Below are 15,628 nucleotides of genomic sequence, written 5' to 3' on the forward strand. Positions count from 1 at the left end.
ATTGTCCAGAAAAATCCGGCAAAGCACCGGATTTCCAACTGATCAGGAGTGCACGATGGACCTCAGCCGTCGTCAGTTCTTCAAGGTCGCCGGTATCGGCCTTGCAGGCTCTAGCCTGGGCGCGTTGGGTATGGCCCCGACGCCTGCCTTTGCCGAACAGGTGCGTCATTTCAAGCTCGCCCACACCCATGAAACCCGCAACACCTGCCCGTATTGCTCGGTCGGCTGCGGGTTGATCATGTACAGCCAGGGCGATGCGGCCAAGAATGTCGCGCAAAACATCATTCACATCGAAGGTGACGCCGACCACCCGGTCAACCGCGGCACCCTGTGCCCCAAAGGCGCCGGCCTGCTGGACTTCATTCACAGCCCCGGACGCCTGCAATACCCGCAAGTGCGCAAACCCGGCAGCGACGAGTGGACGCGTGTTTCCTGGGATGAAGCGCTGGATCGCATCGCCGACCTGATGAAGGCCGACCGCGACGCCAACTTCATCGAGAAAAACGCCCAGGGCCAGACGGTGAACCGCTGGCTGACCACCGGTTTCCTCGCGGCATCGGCGGCGTCCAACGAAGCGGGCTACATCACCCACAAGGTCATTCGCAGTCTCGGCATGCTGGGGTTTGATAACCAGGCGCGTGTCTGACACGGCCCGACGGTGGCAAGTCTTGCCCCGACGTACGGCCGTGGTGCCATGACCAATACCTGGACCGATATCGCCAACGCGAATCTGGTTCTGGTGATGGGCGGCAACGCAGCAGAAGCGCACCCATGTGGCTTCAAGTGGGTGACCGAAGCCAAGGCGCACAACAAGGCGCGGCTGATCGTGGTCGATCCGCGTTTTACCCGGACCGCCTCGGTGGCCGACTATTACGCGCCGATCCGCACCGGCACCGACATCGCCTTCATGGGCGGGCTGATCAATTACCTGCTGACTGAAGACAAGATCCAGCACGAATACGTGCGCAACTACACCGACGTGTCATTCATCGTCAAAGCCGGCTATGGCTTCGAGGATGGCATTTTCAGTGGCTATGACGCGGCCAAGCGTCTCTATACCGACAAATCCGGCTGGGGTTATGAACTCGGTGCAGACGGTTTCGTCAAGGTCGACCCGACCCTGCAGGACCCGCGCTGCGTCTATCAATTGATGAAACAGCACTACAGCCGCTACAGCCTCGAACTGGCGAGCCAGATTTGCGGCATGCCGGTCGATGCCATGCAGAAAATCTGGGAAGAAATCGCCACGTGCTCGACACCGGGCAAGACCATGACGATTCTCTACGCCCTGGGCTGGACCCAGCATTCGATCGGCTCGCAAATCATCCGCAGCGCGGCGATGGTGCAACTGCTGCTGGGCAACGTCGGCATGCCGGGCGGCGGTGTGAATGCCTTGCGCGGGCACTCCAACATCCAGGGGCTGACCGACCTGGGCCTGTTGTCCAACTCGCTGCCGGGCTACCTCACGCTGCCCGGCGATGCCGAGCAGGATTACCAGGCCTATATCGTCAAACGCACGCAAACACCGCTGCGTCCCGGACAGCTGTCCTATTGGCAGAACTACGGCAAGTTCCACGTCAGCCTGATGAAAGCCTGGTACGGCGCCAATGCCACGGCCGAGAACAACTGGGGCTACGACTACCTGCCGAAACTGGACATTCCCCAGTACGACATCCTCAAGGTCTTCGACCTGATGGGCCAGGGCAAGGTCAACGGCTACATGTGCCAGGGCTTCAACCCCATTGCCGCGTTGCCCGACAAGAACCGGGTGATGACGGCGCTGGCCAAGCTCAAATGGCTGGTGGTGATGGATCCGCTGGCCACCGAAACCTCGGAGTTCTGGCGGCATGTCGGGCCGTACAACGATGTGAAGAGCGCCGATATCCAGACCGAAGTGATTCGCCTGCCCACCACCTGTTTCGCCGAGGAAGACGGTTCGCTGGTCAACAGCAGCCGCTGGTTGCAATGGCACTGGAAAGGTGCCGACGGCCCGGGCGAGGCGCGCACCGACGTGCGGATCATGAGCGAGTTGTTCCTGCGCCTGCGTCAGCGTTACCAGGCCAACGGCGGTGCCTGGGCCGAGTCGATCCTCAAGCTGTCGTGGCCCTACAAGATTGCCGACGAGCCTTCACCGGAGGAACTGGCAAAAGAAATCAACGGCAGCGCCACCACCGATTTCACCGACGCCACGGGCGCGGCGATCAAGGCCAATGCGCAACTCTCCGGCTTCGGACAGCTCAAGGACGATGGCAGCACCGCGTCCGGTTGCTGGATTTTCTGCGGCAGCTGGACCGAGACGGGCAACCAGATGGCCCGGCGCGATAACAACGATCCGTTCGGCATGCATCAGCATCAAGGCTGGGCCTGGGCCTGGCCGGCCAACCGGCGGATTCTCTACAACCGCGCCTCGGCCGACCCGCAAGGCAAGCCGTGGGACGAGAAAAAACGCCTGGTGTGGTGGAACGGCAAAGCCTGGGGCGGCACCGATGTGCCGGACTACAAGGCCGATGTGGCGCCGGAAGCGGGGATGAATCCGTTCATCATGAACCCCGAAGGCGTGGCGCGCTTCTTTGCCGTCGACAAGATGAACGAAGGCCCGTTCCCCGAACACTACGAGCCTTTCGAAACGCCGATCGGCATCAACCCGCTGCACCCGCAAAACAAGAATGCCACCAGCAACCCGGCGGCACGGGTCTTCGATTCGGTATGGGACTCGCTCGGCGTGGCCAAGGATTACCCGTACGCCGCCACCAGCTATCGGCTGACCGAGCATTTCCACTTCTGGAGCAAGCACTGCAGGCTCAACGCGATCAGTCAGCCTGAGCAGTTCGTCGAAATCGGCGAAGTGCTGGCCAAGGAGAAAGGCATCGTCGCCGGTGATCGTGTGCGCGTCAGTTGCAAGCGCGGGCACATCGAAGCGGTGGCGGTGGTGACCAAGCGAATCCGGCCGTTGCAGGTCAACAATCAGGTGGTGCACCAGATCGGGATCCCGCTGCACTGGGGCTTTACCGGCCTCACGCGCCACGGTTACCTGACCAACACCCTGGTGCCGTTCCTCGGCGATGGCAACACCCAGACCCCGGAATCCAAGTCATTCCTGGTCAACGTGGAGAAAATCTAAATGGCCAGCCAAGACATCATTGCCCGCTCGGCCACCACCACCGTGCCATCTTCGGTACGTAACCTGGAGGAAGTCGCCAAGCTCATCGACACCACCAAGTGCATCGGCTGCAAGGCTTGCCAGGTCGCCTGCTCGGAATGGAACGAACTGCGCGACGAGGTCGGCCATAACCTGGGGACCTACGACAATCCGCAGGATTTGAGCGCAGAAACCTGGACCCTGATGCGTTTCACCGAGCACGAAACCGATGCCGGCAACCTCGAATGGCTGATCCGCAAGGACGGTTGCATGCACTGCGCCGAACCCGGTTGCCTGGCGGCGTGCCCCAGTCCCGGGGCGATCATCAAGCACGCCAACGGCATCGTCGATTTCGACCAGGACCACTGCATCGGCTGCGGTTACTGCATCACCGGTTGCCCGTTCAACATTCCGCGCATATCGCAAAAGGATCACAAGGCCTACAAATGCACGCTGTGCTCGGACCGGGTGGCTGTAGGGCTGGAACCGGCCTGCGTGAAAACCTGCCCGACCGGCGCCATCGTCTTCGGTACCAAGGAAGACATGAAGGAACATGCCGCCGAGCGTATCGTCGACCTCAAGAGCCGTGGCTTCGATAACGCCGGTCTGTACGACCCGGCTGGCGTCGGCGGCACCCATGTGATGTACGTGCTGCACCACGCCGACACGCCGAAACTGTATGCCGGGTTACCGGGCGACCCGGTGATCAGCCCCCTGGTCGGCCTGTGGAAAGGCCTGAGCAAACCCCTGGCGCTGCTGGCGATGGGCGCGGCGGTGCTGGCCGGGTTCTTCCACTACGTGCGCGTCGGGCCGCAGGTGGTCGAAGAGGATGAGCTGCCCCACGGCCCGGACCCGGCGGTGCATGAAGTCGATCCAGCGGTGCACACCTATGATCCCAAGCACCCTCCGAAGACAGGGGACCGATCATGATCCGCAAGCAGATCCTTCGCTACACCGCCAACCAGCGCACCAATCACTGGCTGGTGGCGATTCTGTTTTTGATGGCCGGGTTGTCCGGGCTGGCGCTGTTTCATCCGGCGTTGTTCTGGCTGAGCAATCTGTTCGGCGGCGGCCCCTGGACGCGCATCCTGCACCCGTTCATGGGCGTGGTGATGTTCCTGCTGTTTCTCGGCCTGGTGGTGCAGTTCTGGCGTGCCAATTACTTCATCAGCAATGACCGGTTGTGGCTGCGGCGCATCGACCGGGTGATGCGCAACGAAGAGGAGGGCGTACCACCGATCGGCAAATACAACCCCGGGCAGAAGTTGCTGTTCTGGACTTTACTGCTGTGCATGCTGGTGCTGCTGTTCACCGGGTTGGTGATCTGGCGCGCGTACTTCAGTGAGTACTTCGGCATCACCAGCATTCGCTGGGCGATGCTGCTGCATGCACTGGCCGGTTTCGTGCTGATCCTGAGCATCATCGTGCACATCTACGCCGGAATCTGGATCAAGGGCTCGGTCAGCGCGATGATGCATGGCTGGGTCAGCCGCGCCTGGGCGCGCAGGCATCATGAACTGTGGTACCGGGAAGTGACCCGCGACGAGCGCCCCGAGCCGCCGTTGAACAAAATGCCTTTGGATAAAAAAGGATAGCGACTTGGCGACCATCCTCGAACCCGGACAAATCGAAGCGGCGGCGGGTTCGCCGCCGTTTCTGCACCTGCCGCCGCATAACCTGTTCAGCCTGCGCGCCGAGCGCCTCGAGTATCTGGCCCAAGGGCATCAGGACGTGAGGCATCCGCTGGCCGATTACCTGCAACTGCTGGCCGGGGTGTGCCGGGCGCAACAGCAAGTGCTGGATGATCCGCCGCTCGGCGAGCCCCTCGACCGACAACGCATCGAGCTGTGCCTGCAACACGGACTGCCGCCATTCGCCGCCGACAGCCTGAGCCGCGAGGACGATTGGCAGGCCTATTTCGATGCCTTTTTGCAACGCTACACCGCCCCCGAGCAACCCGCCGTGGCCGAGGCGCTGGACACCTTGCGTCAAGCCGCCCCCGGACACCGCCGGGCCTGGGCGGTGGCACTGGTCAGTGGCCAGTATTCGCTGGTGCCGGCAGCTTTGGTGCCGTTTCTCGGCGCGGCCTTGCAAACCGCCTGGAGCCATTGGCTGCTGAGCACGCCGAATCTGCAACTGACACAAGGCACCAGCCTGAGCCAGTGCCCGGCCTGCGGTTCGCCGGCCATGGCCGGCGTCATCCGCAATCGCGGCAAGCACAACGGTTTGCGCTACCTGGTCTGTTCGTTGTGCGCCTGTGAATGGCACGTGGTGCGGGTCAAGTGTGTGTATTGCGAGCAAAGCAAAGGCCTGGAGTACCTGAGCCTCGAAGACGATCGCCACGCCGCCAATCAGGCGCCGCTGCGGGCCGAGGTCTGTCCGGGCTGCAATGCCTATCTGAAGCTGCTCTATCTGGAAAACGACGCCCACGCCGAAGCGCTGTCGGCGGACCTGGCCAGCCTGATGCTGGACATGCGCCTGGCCCAGGACGGCTACCAGCGGCTGGCGCCGAATCTGTTGCTTGCACCGGGAGACGAGTGAGTACAGGGTCTACACTCTGGATGTGGGAGCGAGCCTGCTCGCGAAGGGGCCGGGTCAGACGCCGCCAGTCTCGAAACTGACCACTGCCCTCCAACCCCTTCGCTTTCCGGAGCGCCTGATGCCCGCAAGCCTTGTCAGTCAAATCCCGCATCTGCCTTCCATCGACAGCCTGTTGCGCCACCCGGCGTACGGCCCCTTGGCCGAGCGCTACGGGCGTGAGGCATTGCTGGCCGCTTTGCGGCAATTGCTCGATGAAGTGCGGGAAAGCGTACGCCAGGGCCAGGTCGAAGCCGTTGAAACCAGCCCCGAGGTACTGGCAGGCCGGGTCGCAGAACGCCTGGCCAATCAGCATCGCAGCCATGTGCGCCGGGTCTTCAACCTGACCGGCACCGTGCTACACACCAATCTGGGCCGCGCCTTGCTGCCTGAGGAAGCCATCGAGGCCGTACACATGGCCGCGCGCTACCCGCTCAATCTGGAGTTCGACCTGCACAGCGGCAAGCGCGGTGACCGCGACGATCTGATCGAAGGGTTGATCCGCGAGCTGACCGGCGCCGAAGCGGTGACCGTGGTCAACAACAATGCCGCCGCTGTGTTGCTGACCCTCAACAGTCTGGGGGCGCGCAAGGAAGGCATCATTTCCCGGGGCGAGCTGATCGAGATCGGCGGCGCCTTTCGGATTCCCGACATCATGGCCCGCGCCGGGGTCAAGCTGCACGAAGTCGGCACCACCAACCGTACCCACGCCCGCGACTACGAAGCCGCCATTGGCCCGCGCAGCGGTCTGGTGATGCGCGTGCATGCGAGCAACTACGACATTCAGGGGTTCACCACCCGGGTGCCCACGGCGCAACTGGCACAACTGGCGCATCAACATGGCTTGCCGCTGCTCGAAGACCTGGGCAGCGGCAGTCTGCTGGACCTCACACGCTGGGGACTGCCCGCCGAACCCACGGTGCGTCAGGCCTTGCTCGACGGGGCCGACATCGTCACCTTCAGCGGCGATAAATTACTCGGTGGGCCGCAGGCCGGGTTGATTGTCGGGCGCAAGGACCTGATCGCCCGGATCAAGAAAAATCCGCTGAAGCGCGCGCTGCGTGTCGACAAGCTGACCCTGGCCGCCCTCGAAGCCGTGCTGGGTCTGTACCGCAACCCGGATCGTTTGGCCGAACGCCTGCCAAGCCTGCGTCTGCTGACACGGCCCCAGGCGGAGATCCTCGCCCAGGCAGAGCGCCTGCAACCGTCACTGGCGCGGGTGCTGGGCGCTGCCTGGAGCGTCAGTGCGGTGCCGGCGCTGGGGATGATCGGCAGTGGCAGCCAACCGGTGGCGCGTTTGCCCAGTGCCGCGCTGTGTCTGCGTCCGCATAGCTCCAAACGTCTTCGCGGGCGCTGTCTGCATGGTTTGGAAGAGTCCTTGCGCGGCTTGCCGATCCCGGTGGTCGGGCGCATTGATGACGACGCCTTGTGGCTGGACTTGCGGCAACTGGACGACGAACCGGCGTGGCTGGCGCAGCTTGACCGGTTGCAGATCGGGGACCGGGCAGGGTGATTGTCGGCACCGCAGGGCACATCGATCATGGCAAGACCGCCTTGCTCCAGGCCTTGACCGGGCAGACCGGCGACCGACGCCGGGAAGAGCGCGAACGCGGCATGACCATCGACCTGGGTTATCTGTACGCCGAGCTTGAACCGGGCGCGGGTTTGAGCGGTTTCATCGACGTGCCCGGCCATGAGCGCTTCACCCATAACATGCTCGCCGGCGCGCAGGGCATCGATCTGGTGCTGCTGGTGGTGGCGGCCGATGACGGTGTGATGCCGCAGACCCGTGAGCATTTGGCGATCGTCGAATTGCTCGGCATCCCGCGGGCCTTGGTGGCCATCAGTAAATGCGATCGGGTCGAACCTGCCCGGGTGCAAGCCGTGCGCGAGCAAATCAGCGCCTTGCTGGCGCCCGGTCCCTATGCGGATGCGCCGTTGATTGCCTTGTCGAGCGTGACCGGCCAGGGCATCGCAACCCTGCGTCAAGCCTTGCTGGATGCCCAGCGTTACGTGCAGCAACGCAGCCTGGATGGCGGCTTTCGCCTGTGGATCGACCGGGCGTTCAGCGTGGCCGGCGCGGGTATCGTGGTCACCGGCACCGCGCTGTCCGGGCAGGTGGCGGTGGGCGATACATTGCTGCTGGGTCCCCTTGGAAAACCGGTACGGGTGAGGGGCTTGCATGCGCAGAATCAAACCGCCGAAAGCGCCATGGCCGGCCAGCGCGTCGCGTTGAACCTGCATGCCGAACGCCTGGCACTGGAGCAGATTCATCGTGGTCAATGGCTGGTGGCCGAATGGCTGTACGCACCGACGCAACGACTGGACATCGACTTTCAGTTACTGCCCGGTGAGCCCCGTTCCTTTGAACATTTCCAACCGGTGCATGTGCACATTGGCACTCAAGACGTGAGCGGACACGTGGCCTTGCTCGAATACGCCAGCCTGGCGCCGGGCGAGAGGATGTTCGCGCAAATCTTGCTTAATAGGCCGGTGCAGGCCGTGAAGGGTGATCCGTTGATCCTGCGCGACCAGAGTGCCCAACGCACACTGGGCGGCGGACGGGTACTCGACCCGTTCGCACCGACCCGGCACCGTCGCAGTCCCCAACGGATGGTGCAGCTACATGCGTTGGCCAGCAGCGCTCGACTGGAAACCCTGCTGCCGGTACTGCTGGCCAACAGTGCGACTGGACTCGATCCCCAACGACTGGAGCGCCAGTTCAATCAACCGCGGACAAGCTGGGTGTTGCCTGATGACGTGCGCTTGATCGAAACGCGGCAAGGGCCGGTGTTGTTCGACGCTGCCTGCTGGCAGGCCCTGAAAGCCGATCTGCTGCAACACCTGGCGCGCTTTCATGAACTGGAGCCGGATCAAACGGGTCCGGACCGTGATCGTCTGCGCCGTTTCACCGGGACGGCGCTCGACCGCCCGACCTTCATCAGCCTGCTCGACGAATTGCTCGCCAGCGGTGCCATCGCCGCCAGCGGGCCATGGCTGCATTGGCCCGATCATCAGGTACGCCTGAGTGAAGAGGATGAAAGCCTGTGGCAGCAATTGCAGCCGTTGTTCGAGGCGGGCGGCTTCGATCCGCCGTGGGTGCGCGACCTGGGGCATGACGAAGCCACGGTGCGCTCGCTGCTGCGCAAAATGGCCCGGCTGGGGCTGATGCATCAGGTGGTGCGGGATCTGTTCTATACCGACACGATGATCCGTCGTCTGGCGGCTATGCTGTTGCAACTGGCCGACGCCAATCCGGTGATCCAGGTGGCGGCATTTCGCGATGCGGTGGGCCTGGGGCGCAAGCGCAGCATTCAGATTCTCGAGTACTTCGACCGGCTCGGCCTGACCCGCCGGTTTGGCGACAAGCGTCATATCCGCCAGGACAATGCGTTGGCCCGGCGAGCAGATCACTGATAATCAGGAAGGCAATCGCGCCCGGTGGCGCGGCCGGGCTTCAAACCCGGTTGGGGACGGCATCCGTTCCCGGGCCGGTTCGACTCCGGCTGCCTTCCGCCACTTTTCAATCAACCAACCTGATGTTCGCGGCTGTCCCCTCGATCTGATTCTGCAGGAGCAAAGCTTGCTCGCGATGGCGGTGGATCAGGCGCTGCATTGTCGACCGGACTGCCGCCATCGCGAGCAGGCTCGCTCCCACCTTCGATGTGTGTCGCACACACTGTTTGTGCCCGCTGAAGATCCCCTGTGGGAGCGAGCCTGCTCGCGAAGGCGGCCTGACAGCCGACCTGGATGCTGTTGGCCGAGTACATATCCATTCCTGCGGTAACGGCCACTATTGGTTCCGCCCTTACGGCGGGTCACTTGGAGAAGCGCCAAGTAACCAAGCGCTCTTGCCCCTGTCGTTCGGTGCCTCGCTGTGGCTCGGCATGCCCTCGCTCCGGTCCTGCTCCGTGGGCCGCCGCGATCGGCCATCCTTGGCCGTGCGCGGCTAACCCGGCATCCATGCCGGGTTGCCCACTGCGCAGAACCTGCGCTCGGCCTCTCGAGGGGGCGGGCACCGCGTAAAGCCAAAGCGAGGCGGCCTTATAGCCGACCTGGCTTTGGCAGAGTGCTCATTTCCCTGTGGGAGCGGGCTTGCCCGCGATGGACGTCAACGACAACGCGGGCTAACCGAATGATCGCGTTGCCCGAACGTTTTTCGCGAGCAGGCTCGCTCCCACCTTCGATGTGTGTCGCACACACTGTTTGTGGCCGCTGAAGATCCCCTGTGGGAGCGAGCCTGCTCGCGAAGGCGGCCTGACAGCCGACCTGGATGCTGTTGGCCGAGTACATATCCATTCCTGCGGTAACGGCCACTATTGGTTCCGCCCTTACGGCGGGTCACTTGGAGAAGCGCCAAGTAACCAAGCGCTCTTGCCCCTGTCGTTCGGTGCCTCGCTGTGGCTCGGCATGCCCTCGCTCCGGTCCTGCTCCGTGGGCCCGCCGCGATCGGCCATCCCTGGCCGTGCGCGGCTAACCCGGCATCCATGCCGGGTTGCCCACTGCGCAGAACCTGCGCTCGGCCTCTCGGGAGGGCGGGCACCGCGTAAAGCCAAAGCGAGGCGGCCTTATAGCCGACCTGGCTTTGGCAGAGTGCTCATTTCCCTGTGGGAGCGGGCTTGCCCGCGATGGACGTCAACGATAACGCGGGCTAACCGAATGATCGCGTTGCCCCAACGTTTTTCGCGAGCAGGCTCGCTCCCACCTTCGATGTGTGTCGCACACACTGTTTGTGCCCGCTGAAGATCCCCTGTGGGAGCGAGCCTGCTCGCGAAGGCGGCCTGACAGCCGACCTGGCTTTTGCGGCTGTACCCCCGATTTCTGGTTAGAAAGGCCCGAAGCCCAGCGGGTACTGGATGACGACGTAGATCCTGTCAATGTCATCGCCGGCCTGGGCCGCGTTGGCACGATGTGACACATGGGACACCTGCAGGGACAAGCCCTTGGCCGCTCCGGACTGCACGATGTAGTGCAGGTCAATGTCACGCTCCCAATGCCGTCCGTCAGCGCCTTGTTGCGGTACGAACTCACCGGCTGACGCATCGAACGGGTTGTAGGCGCCGCCCTTGGGCGCGTGGGTGCCGTCGATCCCGCTGCCCCTGACATAACGCGTCATGAACTTCAGGCCGGGGAGGCCAAACGTGCCCAGGTCGAGGTCGTAACGTACCTGCCATGAGCGCTCACCCGCGCCGTTGAAGTCGGCGTATTTGATCGAGTTGGCAAGGTAGATCGAGTCGCCACCGACAAAGTCGAAGGGTGTGTCACCATTGATTTTTTGCCAGGCCAGGGTAAAAGCCTGCGCGTCGACGGTGTACCTGCCTGACAGGCTGAACGCGGTGTTGTCGATGGCGCCCGCCAGCGCCTGGCCGGTATCCCGCGTGTGATAGAGGTTGGCATCGAGGAACCATGGGTTTTGCTTCCAGTGCAGATTGCCGTAGTACTGGTGCCAGGTGTCGGTCAGCTCCGAGGCATACAACGCACCGCCGATGGGGCGCTGGGTGAACAGGTCGGCGCCCAGGAACGAAATACCGCCCGCTTCGGTATTGGCGCCATAACCGAAAAAATCGCCCTTGGACGATGAACTGTCCTGATTCTTGAAGGCCGTGAAGTGCCCGGCCTGAAGATTCAAACCATCGATTTCTCGACTGTTCAACACAAACCCCGTGGCATATTCCGGTTGCAGTCGCTTGTCCGCGGTGTCGAACACCGGGGTTTCCACCAGCATCTCACCATAGGCCAGCGTGGTTCTCGACGCGTTGATTTTCAGGGCACCGCCAGCGCTGGAGTAATTGGGTTCACTGCGCCCGTCACTGTCGACCGGCAACAGCCCTGTGCCGGAGTGACCTTTGCCGCCATCGAGTTTCAAACCCAAAAAGGCATGGGCATCGAGCCCTACGCCAATCGTGCCGGGCGTGAATCCTGACTGGAATGTGCCGATAAAGCCTTGTGCCCACTCCTGCCGATAGCTTTTGCCCGAGGGTGAAGGAGAGCGGTAGTCGCTGTTGAGGTAAAAATTTCGACTGAGCACGTCAAGTGATGCACCGTCCAGAAAGCCCTGGGCGTTCTGCGCCGGCTCATCGGCCATGACGCCCCAACTGGCGAATAACAGTGGTAGCCACAGAGTCAGTCGGGCAGCGCAATCGTGTGAGAAAAACGTCATGAGCCAATCCAGTCGCGGTTGTTTCCTGGAGCAAAGCATCGTGACTTGAATTCAAGCGCGAATATTGAGCCGGTGTGCTGAGTTGCGATGCTGTTCAAGAAAAACGCAGTGCCGGTTGAGCGTCTATGCTGGGCAAACCGACTCCCCATCTTCGCAGTGAACTGCCAGGAGATATCAATGGTGCCCAGTCCGCTCTCAGAGAAGGCCTTGTCCCGCGGGTTGCTCGATGTCCTGATCCGCGCCGGGTTGATTTTGGTTCTGGTGCTGTTCTGCTTTGAAATTTTCAGTCCGTTCCGCGACTTGATGCTGTGGTCGCTGATCCTGGCCATCACGCTCTACCCGTTGCAGAAAAAGCTCATGGGGCCGCTGGGGCAAAAGGAAGGGCGGATTGCCACCTTGATCGTGCTGGTATCCATCGTGATCCTCATGGTGCCGATCTACCTGTTGGGCACCTCGATTGCCGACTCGGTGGAACAGGCCATGACGGTCGTCAAGAACGAAGGCTTGCAAATTCCCCCGCCGTCCGAGTCCGTTGCCGGCTGGCCGCTGATCGGCAAGCCGCTGTCGGCCATCTGGTTGCAGGCCTCCACCGATCTGCCCGGATTGACCGAGAAATACATCCCGCAAATCAAAGGTGTAAGCCTGACGCTGCTGGGCAAACTGGCCGGTGTCGGGATGGGTTTTCTGACCTTCATCTTCGCCCTGATCATCGCCGGGATCTTCATGGCCTACGGCGAAGCCGGCAGCCGTGCGTCGGTACAGATCGCCTCGCGGGTCAGTGGCCCGGACAGGGGGCCGAAAATCGCCGCGCTCTGCACCGCCACGATCCGCGCCGTGGCGCTTGGCGTGGTCGGTATCGCATTCATCCAGATGCTGCTGGTGGGCGTGGGATTTGTATTCAAGGGCATACCCGGCGCCGGGCTGCTGGCGCTGGCGGTGCTGTTGCTGGGCATCATGCAATTGCCGGTGACATTGATCACGCTACCGGTGATTGCCTATGTGTTTGCCACCGAGGGCGCCAGTACGGTGACTATCGTGTTTGCGATCTACGTTTTTGTCGCCGGGCTGGTGGACAACGTGCTCAAACCGTTGCTGCTGGGGCGCGGGGTCGACGTACCGATGCCGGTGGTGTTGATCGGCGCGCTGGGCGGCATGGTCACCAGCGGTATCATCGGTCTGTTCATCGGCCCGGTGGTGCTGGCGGTCGGCTACCAACTGTTCTGGCAGTGGGTGGAGGTTCGGCCACAAGAGTAGGGAAGGTCCATAACCCCGGTTTGCGCAGTATCATGAACTGCCGCACGGGTGGCACTTGCAGAGGGTTGAATCATGACCGTTCATGCCTGGGAAAAGCTCTACCTCGATGACCTGCAACTGGGGCAGGTGTTTGAAAGCGACACCCTTCGCGTCGACCGAAACGCGATGCTGGCGTTTGCCCAACAGTTCGATCCGCAACCTTTCCATCTTGATGACGAGGCCGGCCGCATGAGCCTGTTCGGCGGGCTGGCGGCCAGCGGCTGGAACACCGCGGCGTTGACCATGAAACTCCTGGTCGACAGTGTGCCGCTGGCCGACGGCATCATCGGCCTGGGCATCGAACTGAACTGGCCGCACCCAACCCATGCGGAGGACGAATTGCGGCTGACGACGACCGTGAAAGCCATCGAACCGTCCGCCACCAAGACCGACCGGGGCGTGGTGACCATGTTGATGGAAACCCGCAATCAGCATGGCAAAACGGTTCAGCGGGCCACCGGCAGACTGCTGGTGTTCAGGGAACCGGCACCGGATTGAGCGGCCATTGGTTGATTCGCTCGAAGCAGGACACCAGGAAACTCATCACCGCCTGGACGGACGGGATGTGCCGGATATCATTGTGCACGAGCAACCACACGTCACGCTCCAGTCGCGGTCCCTCTGCCTCAACGGCTTGCAGGCCGTAACGCGCGCCGAGAAAACCGGGCAGGGCCGCGATACCGGCACCGGCCTGGACGAAATTGGCCTGGATATTCAGATCATTGCTGCGTAGAAGGATCGGTCGATCTCCCGCCTGTTCCTTGAGCCAGACCTGCTGCGGACTTTGATCGAGACTCTCGTCGTAGGCAATGAACACCCGATCCTGCGGGGCTGTGTTGGCCAGGTAATCCTGCGAGCCATACAGCGCGAATGACACCGTGGCGACCTTGCGCACCACCAGGTCCGGTTCCTTGGGCCGGCTCAGGCGCACGGCGATATCGGCTTCACGACGCGACAAAGAGGCACTGCCCAGGCTGCCAATCAACTGCAACGACAATAGCGGGTATTGCTCGCGCAACAGCTTGATACGCGGTGCGATCAACGCACAGGCCATGGCCGGCGGAGCGCTGACGGTGACTTCGCCGGCATGGCTTTCCTGGCCGGTTTGCGCGGTGCGCTGCACTGCGAACGACTCGCTTTCCATGCGCTGTCCCGACTGGGCGATGCGCTCGCCATCCACCGTGAGTACATACGAGCGCGGGCGTCGGTCCACCAGTTTCACGTTCAGCGAGCTTTCCAGCGCACTGATACGCCGCGCTACCGTGGCGTGGTCGACATTCAGCTTTCGCGCCGCCGCCGAGAGCGATCGCTCCTGGGCGAAAACAATGAAATAGCGCAAATCCTCCCAATCGAACATGGGCGTTTTCTCACAGATAAGGTGAACAAACAGGGAATTTTTCCCCATCGCCAGGCTTGCAAGAATAGTCCGGCGCCTGAAGTGCAGGTGCGAACGATCGGCAGTTTGTCGAGCGATTGGCGAGGAAACAACCATGAGCAAAGCAACCCCGCTGGCCTATGCCGGCATCCTGGGTGCCACGTTTTTCTGGGGCACCAACTTCAACGCCGGGGCCTACATCATCAAGAGCATGGCACCGCTGAGCGCATCCATTGAGCGCTTCTCCATCTCGACCCTGTTATTGCTGCTGATCTTCGGCCTGGTGGGCAAGCTACGGTTCAGTGTGCTGCAGAACAACCTGCTGGCGTTCATCGGTCTGGGGCTGCTCGGATTTACCGGGTTCAGTGTCGCAACGTTTTTCGGCCTGCAAACCACCACGCCTATCAACGGCGCGCTGATCCTGGCGACCACGCCGCTGTGGACCATGATCCTTGCCGTGCTGCTGGAAGGCGAACGGATCGATCGCGGCCGTGCCATCGGCCTGGCCTTGGGTTTGCTCGGTGTCGGCCTGGTGATTACCCGTGGCGATATCCAGGTATTGCTGGGGCTTAAGGTGGTCAGCGGTGACGCGATGATCCTGGCCGGCAGCATGGCCTGGGCGGCGAACATGGTCGGCACCCGGCGGTTCGTCAAAGACGCGACGCCATTGGAAACCACCAGTTTCTCCATGTTGTTCGGTGTGCTTGGCCTGATCGTACTGGGCTTCCTTTTTGAAGACCCGATCGCCAGCATCCGGCAAGCATCGCTTGCCGTGCATGAAGCCGTTGTGTACCTGGCGATCGGCGGGTCAGTGGTGGCCTATTTGCTGTGGTTCAAAGGAATCCATGCCATCGGCGCCGCCCGGACCTCGATTTTCTTCAACCTGGCGCCGGTATTCACCATGTTGGTGTCATCGGTCATGGGCGTGTGGCCGAATGTCTGGCAACTGTTGGGGGCGGGCGGTGTGATCCTCGGGGTGTTGTTTGCTTCGGGGTTGGTGCTGGGTGGGGTCAAACCGCCAGTGGTCGTAGCCAGTCAATGCCGCAACAGTGCGGCATGACCGGAGCCAGTAGCCAGAAGAGGC

General features: G+C 62.3%; 11 protein-coding genes and 1 tRNA gene. 10 read left to right on the forward strand and 2 right to left on the reverse strand.

The window, feature by feature from the left end:
* The first annotated feature begins 55 nt into the window (after nucleotides 1-55).
* The 7 genes from fdnG to CKW21_RS12400 all read left to right on the forward strand — a co-directional run bounded on the left by fdnG (nucleotide 56) and on the right by CKW21_RS12400 (nucleotide 9,235).
* Nucleotides 56-3,121, forward strand: a complete 3,066-nt coding sequence (gene fdnG / locus CKW21_RS12370; RefSeq protein ID WP_141232950.1) for a formate dehydrogenase-N subunit alpha — start codon at nucleotides 56-58, stop codon at nucleotides 3,119-3,121.
* Nucleotides 3,122-4,069: a formate dehydrogenase subunit beta gene (gene fdxH, locus CKW21_RS12375; RefSeq protein ID WP_095194251.1), complete on the forward strand. Its 948-nt coding sequence runs from the start codon at nucleotides 3,122-3,124 to the stop codon at nucleotides 4,067-4,069.
* Nucleotides 4,066-4,734: a formate dehydrogenase subunit gamma gene (locus CKW21_RS12380; RefSeq protein WP_095194252.1), complete on the forward strand. Its 669-nt coding sequence runs from the start codon at nucleotides 4,066-4,068 to the stop codon at nucleotides 4,732-4,734. Before fdxH ends, CKW21_RS12380 begins: the two co-directional genes overlap by 4 nt.
* Nucleotides 4,735-4,738: 4 nt before the next feature.
* Nucleotides 4,739-5,680, forward strand: coding sequence for a formate dehydrogenase accessory protein FdhE (gene fdhE, locus CKW21_RS12385; protein ID WP_095194253.1), 942 nt, complete (start codon nucleotides 4,739-4,741; stop codon nucleotides 5,678-5,680).
* A 118-nt stretch (nucleotides 5,681-5,798) separates the two neighbouring features.
* A complete protein-coding gene (gene selA, locus CKW21_RS12390) occupies nucleotides 5,799-7,229 on the forward strand; it encodes an L-seryl-tRNA(Sec) selenium transferase (protein WP_095194254.1) in 1,431 nt (476 codons plus the stop codon).
* Nucleotides 7,226-9,133: a selenocysteine-specific translation elongation factor gene (gene selB / locus CKW21_RS12395; protein ID WP_095194255.1), complete on the forward strand. Its 1,908-nt coding sequence runs from the start codon at nucleotides 7,226-7,228 to the stop codon at nucleotides 9,131-9,133. The genes selA and selB overlap by 4 nt, the downstream gene beginning before the upstream one ends.
* A gap of 6 nt (nucleotides 9,134-9,139) precedes the next feature.
* A tRNA-Sec gene (locus tag CKW21_RS12400) sits at nucleotides 9,140-9,235 on the forward strand.
* A gap of 1,306 nt (nucleotides 9,236-10,541) precedes the next feature.
* Here the strand turns inward: CKW21_RS12400 and CKW21_RS12410 are convergent.
* Nucleotides 10,542-11,876 carry an OprD family porin gene (locus tag CKW21_RS12410; RefSeq protein WP_095194256.1) on the reverse strand — a complete coding sequence of 445 codons (1,335 nt, stop codon included), beginning with the start codon at nucleotides 11,874-11,876 and terminating at the stop codon, nucleotides 10,542-10,544.
* Nucleotides 11,877-12,053: 177 nt separating this feature from the next.
* Here CKW21_RS12410 and CKW21_RS12415 point away from each other — a divergent pair, with 177 nt between their 5' ends.
* Together CKW21_RS12415 and CKW21_RS12420 are read left to right on the forward strand one after the other, a co-directional pair.
* Nucleotides 12,054-13,130: an AI-2E family transporter gene (locus CKW21_RS12415; protein WP_095194257.1), complete on the forward strand. Its 1,077-nt coding sequence runs from the start codon at nucleotides 12,054-12,056 to the stop codon at nucleotides 13,128-13,130.
* A gap of 72 nt (nucleotides 13,131-13,202) precedes the next feature.
* The gene (locus tag CKW21_RS12420) at nucleotides 13,203-13,667 is read left to right on the forward strand and encodes a MaoC family dehydratase (RefSeq protein ID WP_095194258.1); all 465 of its coding nucleotides are present in this window, start codon (nucleotides 13,203-13,205) and stop codon (nucleotides 13,665-13,667) included.
* On the opposite strand, the gene CKW21_RS12425 is transcribed toward CKW21_RS12420, so the two are convergent.
* Nucleotides 13,645-14,526, reverse strand: a complete 882-nt coding sequence (locus CKW21_RS12425) for a LysR family transcriptional regulator (protein WP_095194259.1) — start codon at nucleotides 14,524-14,526, stop codon at nucleotides 13,645-13,647. The two genes, CKW21_RS12420 and CKW21_RS12425, sit on opposite strands and share 23 nt — an antisense overlap.
* Before the next feature lie 133 nt (nucleotides 14,527-14,659).
* Here CKW21_RS12425 and CKW21_RS12430 point away from each other — a divergent pair, with 133 nt between their 5' ends.
* Nucleotides 14,660-15,604, forward strand: coding sequence for a DMT family transporter (locus tag CKW21_RS12430; protein WP_095194260.1), 945 nt, complete (start codon nucleotides 14,660-14,662; stop codon nucleotides 15,602-15,604).
* The last annotated feature ends 24 nt before the right edge of the window (nucleotides 15,605-15,628 follow it).

Origin of the sequence: Pseudomonas sp. Irchel 3A7 (genome assembly GCF_900187565.1) — a bacterium.
GTDB lineage: Bacteria > Pseudomonadota > Gammaproteobacteria > Pseudomonadales > Pseudomonadaceae > Aquipseudomonas.

Bases quoted from the DNA above. Each gene is read 5' to 3' on its own strand.
- CKW21_RS12410 (WP_095194256.1), bottom strand. From the start codon at position 11,876: ATGACGTTTTTCTCACACGATTGCGCTGCCCGACTGACTCTGTGGCTA.
- selA (WP_095194254.1), top strand. From the start codon at position 5,799: ATGCCCGCAAGCCTTGTCAGTCAAATCCCGCATCTGCCTTCCATCGAC.
- CKW21_RS12425 (WP_095194259.1), bottom strand. From the start codon at position 14,526: ATGTTCGATTGGGAGGATTTGCGCTATTTCATTGTTTTCGCCCAGGAG.
- CKW21_RS12415 (WP_095194257.1), top strand. From the start codon at position 12,054: ATGGTGCCCAGTCCGCTCTCAGAGAAGGCCTTGTCCCGCGGGTTGCTC.
- CKW21_RS12420 (WP_095194258.1), top strand. From the start codon at position 13,203: ATGACCGTTCATGCCTGGGAAAAGCTCTACCTCGATGACCTGCAACTG.
- fdxH (WP_095194251.1), top strand. From the start codon at position 3,122: ATGGCCAGCCAAGACATCATTGCCCGCTCGGCCACCACCACCGTGCCA.
- CKW21_RS12380 (WP_095194252.1), top strand. From the start codon at position 4,066: ATGATCCGCAAGCAGATCCTTCGCTACACCGCCAACCAGCGCACCAAT.
- CKW21_RS12430 (WP_095194260.1), top strand. From the start codon at position 14,660: ATGAGCAAAGCAACCCCGCTGGCCTATGCCGGCATCCTGGGTGCCACG.